The organism is Rhodococcus sp. T9N, assembly GCF_024436645.1.
GTDB lineage: Bacteria > Actinomycetota > Actinomycetes > Mycobacteriales > Mycobacteriaceae > Rhodococcus_F > Rhodococcus_F qingshengii.
The window spans coordinates 439,674-452,555 of record NZ_JAMSKS010000003.1 but is presented as its reverse complement, the minus strand read 5'-3'; the positions used below and the strand labels follow the sequence as shown (position 1 = coordinate 452,555).

At 60.3% G+C, this 12,882-nt stretch carries 9 protein-coding genes; 2 read left to right on the top strand and 7 right to left on the bottom strand.

Going from position 1 to position 12,882, the window contains the following annotated elements:
* Nucleotides 1–3: 3 nt before the first annotated feature.
* Complete coding sequence (locus M1L53_RS08565; RefSeq protein ID WP_142006234.1) at nucleotides 4–1,266, bottom strand: Hsp70 family protein; 1,263 nt, start codon at nucleotides 1,264–1,266, stop codon at nucleotides 4–6.
* A gap of 135 nt (nucleotides 1,267–1,401) precedes the next feature.
* Between M1L53_RS08565 and M1L53_RS08560 the strand changes: the two genes are divergently transcribed.
* Both M1L53_RS08560 and M1L53_RS08555 read left to right on the top strand, forming a co-directional pair.
* On the top strand, nucleotides 1,402–3,240 hold the full coding sequence (locus M1L53_RS08560) for a serine aminopeptidase domain-containing protein (protein ID WP_168422010.1): 1,839 nt from the start codon (nucleotides 1,402–1,404) through the stop codon (nucleotides 3,238–3,240).
* Nucleotides 3,237–4,469, top strand: coding sequence for a lipase family protein (locus M1L53_RS08555; protein ID WP_083471248.1), 1,233 nt, complete (start codon nucleotides 3,237–3,239; stop codon nucleotides 4,467–4,469). Before M1L53_RS08560 ends, M1L53_RS08555 begins: the two co-directional genes overlap by 4 nt.
* Here M1L53_RS08555 and M1L53_RS08550 read toward each other — a convergent pair whose 3' ends face one another.
* From M1L53_RS08550 to M1L53_RS08525, 6 genes are all read right to left on the bottom strand, one after another.
* Nucleotides 4,470–5,855, bottom strand: coding sequence for a glycoside hydrolase family 71 protein (locus tag M1L53_RS08550; protein ID WP_136471215.1), 1,386 nt, complete (start codon nucleotides 5,853–5,855; stop codon nucleotides 4,470–4,472). It abuts the gene before it with no gap.
* 254 nt (nucleotides 5,856–6,109) lie between these two features.
* Nucleotides 6,110–7,891, bottom strand: coding sequence for a polysaccharide biosynthesis tyrosine autokinase (locus M1L53_RS08545; protein ID WP_007728844.1), 1,782 nt, complete (start codon nucleotides 7,889–7,891; stop codon nucleotides 6,110–6,112).
* A complete protein-coding gene (locus M1L53_RS08540) occupies nucleotides 7,888–9,303 on the bottom strand; it encodes a capsular exopolysaccharide biosynthesis protein (protein ID WP_007728846.1) in 1,416 nt (471 codons plus the stop codon). Before M1L53_RS08540 ends, M1L53_RS08545 begins: the two co-directional genes overlap by 4 nt.
* Nucleotides 9,300–10,103 carry an SGNH/GDSL hydrolase family protein gene (locus M1L53_RS08535; RefSeq protein ID WP_007728848.1) on the bottom strand — a complete coding sequence of 268 codons (804 nt, stop codon included), beginning with the start codon at nucleotides 10,101–10,103 and terminating at the stop codon, nucleotides 9,300–9,302. The genes M1L53_RS08540 and M1L53_RS08535 overlap by 4 nt, the downstream gene beginning before the upstream one ends.
* Nucleotides 10,100–11,536, bottom strand: a complete 1,437-nt coding sequence (locus tag M1L53_RS08530) for an oligosaccharide repeat unit polymerase (protein WP_054188775.1) — start codon at nucleotides 11,534–11,536, stop codon at nucleotides 10,100–10,102. Before M1L53_RS08530 ends, M1L53_RS08535 begins: the two co-directional genes overlap by 4 nt.
* Nucleotides 11,533–12,837: a hypothetical protein gene (locus M1L53_RS08525; RefSeq protein ID WP_007728852.1), complete on the bottom strand. Its 1,305-nt coding sequence runs from the start codon at nucleotides 12,835–12,837 to the stop codon at nucleotides 11,533–11,535. Before M1L53_RS08525 ends, M1L53_RS08530 begins: the two co-directional genes overlap by 4 nt.
* Between the last annotated feature and the right edge of the window lie 45 nt (nucleotides 12,838–12,882).

Sequence of the window (12,882 nt, the reverse complement as noted above, 5' to 3'; positions counted from 1 at the left end):
TGTTCAGTACCTCCACGAACGCACCAAATTGACCGGTGCCCGATTCCGCTCGGTCAGTGGATCGATTGCTCTGGTCGTGGTCGGCGGCAGCAAGTCGGAGGTAGGTACCGGCGCGACAATTGCCGTTGTTTGCGCCTGCGGCGGTTCCGCCTGTGCAGGATCCGAAAACGGGCGCAGCACCGCCCACGCGAGGAAGCTGGTCAGCGCAACCATCGAGAACCCGACGCCCACAAGGATTTGCATCCTCCCAAGCCCACCAGCAGGTAGCGAATCCGATTCGGTGTCTTCTTCGGTTTCACCGACGCTGTGCACCACGGCCTGATCGGAAGACATTTCTACAGTATCCGTTGCGATTTCCGAGTCGGAGACTGCCGAAACCGCGACGTCCGAAACCGCGACTTCCGAGCTGGGGTGCTCCTGATGTAAGACCTCGGCTATCAATGCTGCGCCCTTGGCCGAGGCGAGCTCGGGCTCGGCCGGCCTGATCACCGGTACCGAAAACTCCCGCGCGAGTATCTTCTCCACCAGTGAAATTCGGGCGCCTCCTCCGACGAGAACCAAAGCGTCAGGGACACACCGAGCTCGTGCCGCAACTTCTCGAATCACCATCAGCGTGTCTTCGACTTCACGCTCGACAACCGAATCGAAACGGATGCACATGGATTCGGGAACGGGCATCACCTGCGCACGACGGGAGCCACTGGCGAGATACTCCTTGACTTCGCGGGCGTCGAACGCTGAATCAGCGTCGAGGGCTGCATCAACAGTGGTTGCCGGAAGTAACTCCGCGACAACCCCGTCGAGCCTGTCACCGGCGAGCGCCGTCGACCGCGTGGACGCGATGGTTGTCGCGGTCCCGATCTCGATCATCGAGACAGTCACTCCGGTTCGACCGATATCGAGAACTGTAAGTAACCGAAAAACTTCGGCCGCACCCGAAGTCCGTACCAACGCGACAACGGCAACCGCTTCCGGCACCGTGACAACGCCCTCGATACCTCGGGCACGCAGTTCTGATTCGAGCGCTACGTTCTGCCGCTCGTCGGGAACCGAAATGACCATCCGTGACGTGTCCCCGCGAACCGCAGCAACTAGGTGAATCGCGGCTGTCCGGACCGGAGAGGCGTCGTATGCATCTACAGTCCGAGTCAGGAATCGACCGCTCGTGGATCCGGTTTCCGGCTGGGGGTCGGCCCGAACAATACGAACCGAGGCAGCGCCCAACGACGCACCGAACACTGGATCCATCGCTGTACGCACCCCCATATCCAACTCTTGCACTGTTCATCCGCCGCAAAACATACTTGCGGTATGTTATCTGTAGCGGGAAGTTTACCGGATCCTCTGGAAACCGGAGAACTACGCGAAACTGGCAGGCCGAATCAATGTGTGGAGAGGTCCTTGAACAAATCGATGGCCAACATGACAACCGTGATGTCCGCACTACACGCACCCAACCCCACCCTGCTGGCGATCACCACCCGGCGCCTCCGCGACCGCCAGACACCGACCGGGATTCGCACGATCGACACGTGGATTCCGGGCCCTGGTGATGGGGCACTGTTCGCCTCGGTTCACCTGCCGTCGGATGCTGCCGTGCGCGGTGCCGTGGTCATATGTCCACCCCTCGCGAAGGAACACATCAGCGCTTATCGGGGACTGCGCCAACTCGCCCAAGAACTTGCCGAGCACGGATTCCTCGCTCTTCGTTTCGACTATGAGGGACAAGGAGATTCATCCGGTCGGCAGGATGACCCGCTAGCAGTTGCGCACTGGCAGGCCAGCGTGACAGCAGCCGTTTCGTACGTGCGGCGCACAGGTATCGAGTCCGTTGCCGTCGCAGGTTTGCGTGCAGGGGCCCTACTGGCCGCGTCCACCGTAGATACACTTGGCGACCTACGTGCGATGGTCTTGTGGGATCCGGTCATATCCGGTAGGGCCTATGTTCGAGAACTGACGTCGCTGTACCGCGTTTCGGTCGACGACGACCCCCACCACGACGATTGCACATCGATCGTCGGCGGCCTGCTGGCTTCCGCAGCGGTGAATGACCTTTCCGGACTTGACCTCAGCACGTTCGATCCGAGTTCGTCGACGAAAGTCCTCGCCGCGATTCGCCCTGAATTCGCTGATTCGCCCCGCGTGGTACGGATGCTCGAGCGATCCGGTGCTGAACGCATATTCGTCGAACGCCAGAATCAGTTCGTTTCCCCCAGCAGTTTCGTACTCTCGGTGCCTACGCACGACATACAGCGGATTTCGAGTTGGGTGTCGCGACAATTCGGCGAGGACAAGACTTCCGTCGATCCAGAGATCACGTCGGCGGCGCATGTCGCGACGGCTGACGACGGCGAAGAAGTCTGGGAAATATTGGAACGACGGTCCACCGGATCACTATTTGCAATCTCCACCGCATCCCGCACGACCGCGAGCCACGCTGCCACAGCGATCTTTCACAGCACCGCGAACGAGCACCGGATCGGGCCGGCGAGACTGTGGGTCGAGTCCGCTCGAACTCTCGCCTCGCACGGTATTCGCTCGATTCGCTTCGACAGGATGGGCACAGGAGACAGCGGCACGGTCTGCACCGACGAGAGCACGCCCATCGTGTCTCCGGAAGCGCGCCGCAATGTGTTGGATCTCGTCGACACTCTCGACGTGCCGCCGTCCCGCCGGATGCACGTCGGAATGTGTTCCGGCGCATGGATGGGCGCCTATGCAGCAAGCCAGCGCGGCGCAAGGTCCGTGGTGCTTCTCAACATAGTGAACTGGTCGATCAACAATCGCCGACCACCAGTGAAGAAAGCACACGTCGATGCAATGGAGTCTGACGTTGCAAACCGAATTTTCCTCGTGGCCAGAACAATTCGCAATTCCGGACGACGAGCTCAGCGGTACGTCCCCTACCCGGTGTGGCTCGGTCTCGGTTTCCTCGGATTGGTCAATGCCCCCGAGTCGATGCTTCGGACCTTGACCCGCCGCGGGACAAAAACTGCAGTGTCACTCTCGCCGGAAGACGAAGCGTGGTTCGAGGCGAACAGAGGCCGACGAGGTATAGCGCGTCTTTCGAGATCGAGGAATCCTCCACAGGTCTTGTTCTCAGGCTCCGGCGATCACAACCTGTTCCATCGCAGTTCGCGAGAACGCGTCCGCCGGTTGATAGTTGCCTCTGCACTCGATGCGTTCGGAGACCGAAAACTCGCCGTGTCGAAGCGCGATCAGGAGCGACTCGGAGCATGATGCGCACGTCTACCCGGGACGGAATTACAACGTCGTCCCAAGTATTTGTAGTCGTTGCAGCGACAACCGTGGCGCTTCTGACCGGTTGCACTGCCCACACAAGGCCCTCAAAACCGACTCCTACGTCCGTACCTCTTCCCTCGATCAGCGCCGACGCCGTCGCGGCCAGAGGCAAACTGGAAAGTGCGTCCGCGTTCGACGAAATCGATCCACTGATCGCCGACGTGGGCGCGACTGCCCGCCAGATCACGTACCGATCAACTTCAGGTATGGACGGAAGCCCAACGGTCGTGTCTGGAGTCGTCTTCGTTCCGGAAGGCGATCCACCACCCGGCGGGCGGTCTGTTGTCACCGTCGGTCACGGCACAACGGGAGTGACTGCGGAGTGCGGACCTTCGATGTACCCGAATCTCCTGGGTTACGCGAGCACGATCGTCCCTTTGATGAAACTTGGGTTCGTCGCAGTCATGACCGACTACCAAGGATTGGGTCCGGCAGGCGGCATCAACCCGTACCTCGATCCGAACACCAGCGCATTCAACCTGATCGACGGAGTTCGCGCGGCGCGAGAAATGGTCCCGGACACGTCCGGGAAATGGGCAGGACTCGGCGTGTCGATCGGCGGGCAGGCGACATGGGCGGCGGCAGAGTTGTCCGGTTTCTACGCGCCCGAATTGAATTTTGTCGGATCGGTAGCGCTGGCTCCGGCGGCAGATCTTTCCAAGCTCGCCGACTTGGCCCAGTCGCAGTGGCTGACGCATGAACAGCAGATCATGATGTCGTACGTAGTATCTGGGCTGACCATCGCTCGACCCGGCACCGATCCAGGCAACTACCTACACGGCGCGCTGGCGAGCAACTCTGCGATGTGGCTGGCATGTGCGGGTCCGGTGTTGAAAGAACGCGGCGAACAAGCATCACGACTGAATCCCGCCGATACCCTGCCGAACTCCGACGAGGCCGGAGCAGTCTTGCGCGACTGGCTCATATCGATCGCCCTTCCGCAGCGTCCGGCCGGAGGACCACTCTTGGTCATCAACGGCGACGCTGATCAGACGATCCGCCCGCAGTGGGTGCAAGAGGCCGTCGACAATGCCTGTGCGTTCGGCGATTCGGTGCAGCACATCGTCAGGGCAGGCCAAACTCACAATAATCTGGATCCGGGGTCCGAGACCGCAGTCTGGCTCCAAGCGCGCTTCAGAGGCGAGTCACCGCCGTCGGACTGCTGATTATCGTCCAAAACTCGAATCGACCAGGTACTCCATGTTCTGAACCGCAGGAGTGGACACGACGTCTGAATGTGCCTTCGCCGAAGCCACTTCCGCCCCGTTTCGAACCACGCTGACCGAGACGGCGCCGACCGCCGATGGAACCGTGCAGATGTCCATCCCTGTATCGGCACTGCACGTGGTCGTCGTACCGCCGACCGTAACTTTCACTTCGGCACCTTCGACCAAGAAGGTCAAAACCTCGATCGTGTCGCGAACCGGGGACGACCCCGCACGCAGAATCATCGGTGATACCGAGGGTAGTGCGGGTTGCGCGGACGACAGCTGGTTCCGATAGGTGACGTACGCGATATCACGTGCAATCGCCGGTGCCGTTCCGGTCTTGAACCAGTCGACAAAATATGCGTTCAAATCGAGCAGCGCACGACCGTGCCCCTCGCTCGGTGCAAACGCCGTACCTTCGCTGTAGTCGTTCCACGAAATTAGTTGCACCCATTCGCTATCCGATTCGCGCGCAATCTGCCAGGTGTTTCGGAGATTCCCAGTGTTCTGCGCTTCGTCGAAAACCGATTGGCTGGGACGCGCATCCTGGAACGAGACCGACTGCATCCATATCTTGCCGAGAGCGTGCGCTCGGTTCACCTGATCCAGTGGCGAGCCGATCCCGGTGTCCGTCACTGGATTGAAGGAAGGGTTACGTCCACCCCACGTCGACATTCCATAGCTTATCGACGCGAATGAATCCATATTCGTGGTGGAGTTCAGGAAGAGTGGAACGAAGGCCACCTCGATCCCGTAGCGGGCCTTCATGATTTCGAGAAACTGCGACCACCACGCCGGGTCGTGTTTCTCGGCAAGAAAGGGCGAAATCACCACCCGGTTGTCCGTCAATCGAAAAACCGACGGCGATGACGCGTACTGCGACAACTCGCCTGCCAGATTCGCGGGGTCCAATGTGCCGAGTTCGCCGTTCATATCCGGCATCAGCATTATTTCGAACGCAGGATCAACCGCAGCCGAAGCGGCGAGAAGTTGGGACGGAACGGACGAAGACCACAACGGGTTCGACGACTTCGTCAGAATGTCAACCGAGAACCCACTGATTCCCGCGTCGATTGCCTGCCGCACTTCATCTTCGAGATCTCGCTGCCTCCACTGTGGGTCAGCTGAAACAGGCCGTGGTTGCGGTCGGTCTCGAAGAAACCCTCCGAATGCGGCGTATGAACCTCGTTCACCGTTCGGATTGAGATACTGCGTGGCGTAATAGTCTTCGCCCGACGGTAGGTTGTCGATCGAAAGGGGATACGGCGGGAAGTAGTGCGCAAAGACCATTTTGGCGGTCGACTGTCCGTTGTCCGGAAGCTCGACGGCGGGATGTGATGACACCGCCGCGTCAACCCTCGCGTTTGGGTCCACTCCATCAGAGAGCCTGAGGCCGGCCACTACGAGAAGCACTGACGACACCAGCGCAATGCCGATGGCAACTGCACGAAATTTCCTGTCCCGCGAACCTTCGATACTCACCCGTTTCCGTTTTCGAGCATCGGCGTTCACCGAATCAGCCACCCCTTCTCACACACGGCCTTACGCCGCAATGTCCGGTGACGTTGACATCCCGAACCTGGAAATCGAATTCCAATTCAATTCTGCTGCACAGAATCCGAAGCTTGCGGCGGGTGATTCGACCTGGAATCGGAATCGCCGTTCCCACCGAGTGATCTTACCTGCCGCTTATCGGTCGGCAACTCGTCACTCGAGAGGTTCGCCTTCTGCGCGACCTTTGTGCGGAGCATCGAGCGAGGGATCGCCACTGTCGGACTGTCCAGATCACTGCGCGTGTAGCGCCCCTCAGTCTCCGCCGGCTCCCATTCGTCGAAATCGATGCGCATATCTTCGGCCGGAGATTCGACCGAATCCCCCGAATCATGCTTCTCCACTTCATTCTTCCCCGTCGATCCCACACCTGGTTCTGCGTGTATTACCTGCGCGCCGGCTCCGCCTTCAACGGGAGGCCACGCGCCGACTGGTTCATTCGATGCATCATTCACCGGAGGCTCGTTCGCCGCAGGCTCGTCCACCACACTCACACGGCTGCGGACCTTGACCAAGCCACCCCGTCCGACACCCGACAGCACCGCGCCCAACAGGTTCGCGCCGGCAGCGCGCAGCGTGGTCGCTGCGCCTTCCACCTCGTCGACCGACGAAATACTCTGTGTTGAAACAAGAACCACGCCGTCGACGACTGAGCCGATCACAGCCGAATCGGAATAGAGCGACAACGGTGGACCCACGACGATCGTGTATTCGAATTTCTCGGAGGCTTCCGAAAGCATCTCGCGTGCCGAGACCGATGCGATGGCATCACCGGAATCGGATCGTATCGAGCCGGCGGGCAGCAGAGTCAATGAGCGACCGGGTACCTGAACGAGCACGTCCACGAGCGGAATCGCACCGGCCAGCACGTCGGAAAAGCCGACTGCCGGCTTGATACCGAGGTATGAATCCAAGCTCGGCGACCTCAAGTCACCGTCCACCAACAGCACTCGACGTCCCGCTTCGGACAGGACAACCGCGAGATCGGCTGCGATGCACCCCGCAGGCTCCGAGTACCGAGGCGAGGCGATGAGGACCGAACGGATCGCGTCGGCACTCGGGCCGGCGAACTCGATACCTGTCCTGAGCTTGCGTATCGACTCGGCATAGGCGGTCGCGCCGTCGGCGGGGAACGTCAACGCGCGAAATCCCCGCGAGGCCGATTCCGGAACTGTCGCCAAAATCGGTACACCTGCAACGGCCGAGAGCATGGAAGCGCTTCGAACGGACCGGTCGAGTCGCCCAAGGAGCACCCGGACGCCGATGCCGACGACCAGGCCACCGATGAGGCCGAACAGGGACGTCATCACGAGATTCGAACCCCCACTGGCATCTTCAGCGTTGGCCTCGGTGACCACCTGGACGGAGGTATTCGGACGGCCACCACCGTTAGGGGTCTCCAACTGCCCCACATATTGTGCAAAATTCTTCGCATACGCATTGGCGATACCGGCCGATCCTTCGGCCGTCGAATCCGTGACAGAGACCTGCAAGAGCACAGTTTTCTCAACTGCTGCCGCCGAAACCTGCGAGGCCAACTCATGTCCGCTCATTGGAAGACCCAGGTCGTCGATCACCTTGACCGCCAGATCGTCGCTCGAAAACAGTTGGGCATAGGTCGCCGCTCGTTGCTGAGAAAACAGATCGCCCTGGTAGGCGCCAGCCGAGTCAGCACTGATCGGCGAGCCGATGAACAGCACAGTTGTCGACGTGTAGGACGACGGACTCGAGATGGCCATGAAAGCACCGAGGATCAAGCCGAGCACCGCGAAGACAGGTATTGCCCACCCCCGCCTCAGAATTCGCGCGGCAGTGCTGAGTGCATTCATGTGTTCGCCTTTCTTGGAGATCGCTGTGTGCGTGTGTCTCCGTCGCGCCGTGGCGTGTAACTTGCCACCGAGTCAGTTGTGTCTGGCCGATTCACGGGCAACACTGCCCCTCGCTGCGTTCGGCGCGTGGTCGTCAAGAGGACCGAACCTTCGATTTTCGCTCCTGCGATTTCCAGATCGTGAATCTTCGTCATCACCGTCTGCATGTTTGTCGAATGAGACTGAACGACAAGGATTATCGAACGGCATACCTTGGCCAGTCGGCCCGAGTCGGCGTACTGCGTCCCGCCGGAGTCGAAAACAACCACTACGTCGAACCTGGCACTCAGATCTCGCAGCATGCGCCTGAACGACTCAGACTCGAAGACTCGCTCCGGAGTTTCGGTCGGCGAACCGCTCCGGAGGAGAGTCGGATGCAGCGGTGTCGAGATCAGAACATCATCGAGGACGCTGTCCGACATGACGATGTCGGTGACCCCGAACTCGATATGTGCACGCGAGGATCGGAAGTTGCAGTCGACGAGAACCACCGAATACCCCAGAGCGCAAGCAGCATCGGCGATGCCGCCAGCTGCGAACCTGCTGATCTTCCCCTCGTCGGCAGCGGTCACGAGCACGGGTGACGCGGGCGTACCTGACCCGATGAGATCTCGGTTGAACTGCAGTCTCTCAAAATAACTTCTCGATGCCGACTGAGCACCTTCCTCGGCGGACAATCCCCTGTCACCGAGGTACGGGATCGACTCGAGCACAGGTAGACCCGTCCAGGCCGCTAATTCGTCGACACCCTGAACTGCTCTCGACCTCGCAGCAGCCAAGATCACACCAGTCACTCCAACCAGCGATCCGACGACCAACCCCAGAAGAACGTTCGGAATCGTCTGCGGACCAGCCGGGCTCGTCGGTGCTGACGCCGTGACGACAGTCAGCGGCTGAACCGTCGGGATCAAAGTCCCACTCGGCGTCTCGAGTCGCCGGATCGTCTCGTTCATCTCATCCGAAGCCGCGTTCGTCAGTTGCAACGCCCGGTCTGCGCTGTCGGTGGTGCCAGAGATTTCGAGCAACACGGTGTCGGGCACAACGCGAACCGAAATGCTTTCGACGTCACGCAGACCACTCTCGCCCAGACGACTTGCGACGCGGGCCGAGAAGTCGGCACCCTCCGCCAGACGCGTGTACGTACCCGCTCGTTGCTGCGAGAATTCGTCACCTTGGAAAGGGCTCGAATCGGCATTGCCCAGAGTGGTCGGTGTACCCCACCCTGGCGTGGTGAGAAAGAGCTGGGTCGAAGACTTGAAAGTGGTCGGCGTGAGCAATGTCAGCAGAACGCCTACCAGCAGGCCGAGCAATGTCGAGATGCCGACGACAACCCACTTGTCACGAAGGACTCCGAAGAAGCGGGACGGGTTCATCGCAGAATCCCCCCATTCGGCGCGCCCTCGCGAATCACACCGGAGGCGGTCAGCGATTCCACCAGTTTCTGAGCAATCACTGCGTTCCCCACTGCATTCGGGTGCACACCGTCCTCGAATTTCAGTGTCGTGAGGTCCACGTCGGCGTACCAACCGTCGGCAACAGGATCGATCACGGTCGCGGCAACCGATTCCCCGTAACTTCGCAGCGCTGATACGAATTGGTCGTATCCGTCGTACGGCACAGGTGTGACGTATGTCGGCACGATGATCACCAGACGCGCATCCGGCCATGCATCCCGGACGGTATCGATGTACGACGTCATGACGGGAAACAAATCCATCGGACTCATGTGCAGATCGTTTCGCCCACCGTCCACGAAAATGATGTCCGCTCGATACCGCTCGATCGACACCTGTAGTCGATTCTCGAATCGTGTTGTAGTTCCCTGATACTCGGGTGCGCCGTCGTTGGTGAAACCGGTGCTTCCCTGAGCATCGACATTGCAGTCCCACCCCATCCGGACGCAGATGATTCTCGGGTATGCCCCGAGCCCGATTCCGTTGATGCCCGCAGTGAAGCTGTCGCCGAACCACATCGATGCCGGCGCTGTGTCCGGCGGCAACTGAGGAACCGTTGTCGCTGCTGTGAGGGCGGACCGGCCGTTTCCGGCAGCCGAATTCTGACGCACCGCCAGCGCCGTCGCACAAACGACCAGTACCACCAGCAGAGCAAGGCCCACGAGTTCCAGCGGGCGACGGGCAGAGATTCTCGACGAGAATCGGTTCGTCCGAGTCATCGAGTCACCTCCCGCCGTGAGACGAAGAATGCACAACCGATGATGACGAGGAAGTACGACATCGCTTGCAGCAGTGATCCTCTGAGCAGAATGATCAGGTAGAAGGGCAGGATGCAGGCAAGGATCGTCGGCGCCCTGGACTGGCGCAGCGACAGTTCGATTCGCCTGTCCTGAATCCCTGCGATCAAGCCTAGAGCAACCATTCCGACAATCAGCGCGATCCACCCACCGTTGACGAACAGCTCGGACCACAACGGAGCAGAAAGGTTCTTGACCGTGTAGTTGCGGCTCTCCGCGAGCAGGATGCCCGTGTCCGTAGCTTTGCCGGGCCAGATGGTCCGCGGAATCCAGAAAAGAACAACTCCGAGTGCCTGCTTGCCATCGGTAACCCCGTGCGTATTCACAAAGTTGACGGTGTTGTTGACCTGCGCAAATGCGTCGTAGTCCGGAGACGTGAGCGATTCGAGAGGCGAGCTTGTCTTGAACTGTGCCGACGTGCTGTACCTGAACGCATCGGCGAGCGGAAAGACCAGGACAAGTGCAGCCACGGCAAGCAAGGCAACCACACGGAAACGACCACGGGTCGCGAAGAGTCCGAAAAGTGCCGCCACGGCTAGTGCTGCAGTACCGAACAGATACCTCGCACTCGAGATCGGATTGAAAGTCAACAACAGCACGGCTCCGAGCACGATGGCGCAGAGAAGAAATAAACGATCGGCTCCCGGATTCTGATCACGGTATTTGACCACCGCGATGAATGCGACAAGCAAGGACATCATCGCGACGGCGCCGATGATGCTGGCGACCGTGGATTGCCCCAGCGACGCACTCGCCTGCTCCACCACGGCACTTCGGCTCGACAGAAGCGTCCCTACACCAAGTTTCTTGATGTAGTACGCGTTGGCGACCAGGGCGCAACCGGCAAGAATCAAAACCCGAACGGGATCCACACGCACGCTTGTGGCGTTTCCCCATCGCGTGTCTTTGATTCGACGCCACACCGCTCCGGAGAACACTAATCCCACCAGGAAGCCGCCGATTCCCAGAAGGACGATAGCCACCGCTGTCGAGTTGAGGGACGGATCCACTCGGGGCGTCGTAGGAGGAATCTCTCGCAGGCGGAGCTGGGCAAGTGGGGCAAGACCCATGAAGACATAGGTGAAAACCCAGAACGACATCTCGACGAGCCGACGAAAGCCCTCGCCCACAATCCACGCATAGCGCAGTCCCGAAATCGTGGTGACGGCAAGTACCGCCATCCATACACGCCCTGGCGGTGTCGGAGTGAACTCGACGACTGCGAAAGGCACGATGATCACCATGATCACCGCGGTCCAGATCGCAAACAGCGGTGGCATCAACGAGTCCTGCCGCCCGACGTCGAATTCCGCGAACTCGTGAGGCTTTGTCCGCCCGCTGGAAATTGTTTTCACGTGGTCGTCCCGGCCAGTGCGCCTGTTCGTGTTCGGCGCAGATCGCCTGGTTCGGCACGATCAGCAGTGGACGGCACGCTCGCGGGGTCTTCACGGCCGGAGTGCTTCCGTTGGGCAGCGACCACCAGGCACACCGCAACGAGGACGGACGAGACCGCCAGCCCGATCGCGACTCCGACCGCGGTTCCCGTGAGGGCCGCGGCCGCGCTGCAGATGACGATTGCCGTGAGACTCTGGACAATTCGCAGCTTGAGCAGTCGTCCGCTGGCTCCTTGAGTGCGGTAGAGATTGTAAACACCCGCTATCCAACAGATCGCCGCGTACTCGAGTCCGAGAAACGGCAGAACATGGCGAGCCTCGGCCCAGGACTCTCCTAGAACGACTCGGCCGAGTGCATCTGGAAGGAAGGGAGCGGCGAATCCGATCGTTGCCGCCATCGCAGATGTGAGCCACGCTGCATAACGCAGTGTGCTCCACACCTGGCGCGCGGTATGGCCGGCCCGCACCGATTCGGGAATGACGATCAGTGGAAGAGAACTGATCAGCACGGCGAACGGCCCCAGGACGGTCACGGCTCCGCGCAAAGACGCGGCAGCCACCGTTCCGATGAAGGCCGTGGACACCGCGACGATCACGATTGCAGCCAGTTGGTCGATGCCACTCTCGAATCCGAACCGGATTCGATGAGTCCAGAACGACGCCCACCAGCGATACAGACCAGTCAGTCGCGGTAGCGTCTGTACGCGAATCATCAGGTAAACGAGTGCGAGTCCTCCGGCGACGGACCACAACCAAATCATCTCTGCGATCGAAAGTGCCTCTGGTCGAATCCAAGTCACGACAAGGACACCGAACGCCGCACTCGCCCACAACGCGTCGCTGAAGAACGCGTGTTCCGGTTCTCCCATCGACATCGCGGTGAACCGCAAGGCATCCTGCGCGAGAACAACCGGCGCGGCAACGGCGTATGCAATCCCTACCTGCGGTTCGTGAAGGAAAACCGAGACTCCGAAGGCAACGATCCCAACCAGGACTCCGAAGGTGGCAGCACCCGAGATCGCATGTCTGCTCTCCGCGCGAATCCTGTTGCGACTGTGGGCACTCATCAACAGCAGGGGTGTGCCAACTGCACCTCGAACGAATCCGAGCGCAGCCGTGAGGATGGAGAAAACAAGGATCGCCAGACCGAACTCACTGACGGAGGACGGTCCGGCCATCGCGAACAGAATCAACGCGTTACTTACGCTGGACAGCACTTGGTCACCCGCACTGAACAGCACTCGCAGCTTCAGACCTGCCACGACCCCACCTCCCTTGCACACGTGGTGTCTCCAGACTGAGATCAA

Bases quoted from the DNA above. Each gene is read 5' to 3' on its own strand.
- M1L53_RS08565 (WP_142006234.1), bottom strand. From the start codon at position 1,266: ATGGGGGTGCGTACAGCGATGGATCCAGTGTTCGGTGCGTCGTTGGGC.
- M1L53_RS08555 (WP_083471248.1), top strand. From the start codon at position 3,237: ATGATGCGCACGTCTACCCGGGACGGAATTACAACGTCGTCCCAAGTA.
- M1L53_RS08545 (WP_007728844.1), bottom strand. From the start codon at position 7,891: ATGAATGCACTCAGCACTGCCGCGCGAATTCTGAGGCGGGGGTGGGCA.
- M1L53_RS08540 (WP_007728846.1), bottom strand. From the start codon at position 9,303: ATGAACCCGTCCCGCTTCTTCGGAGTCCTTCGTGACAAGTGGGTTGTC.
- M1L53_RS08535 (WP_007728848.1), bottom strand. From the start codon at position 10,103: ATGACTCGGACGAACCGATTCTCGTCGAGAATCTCTGCCCGTCGCCCG.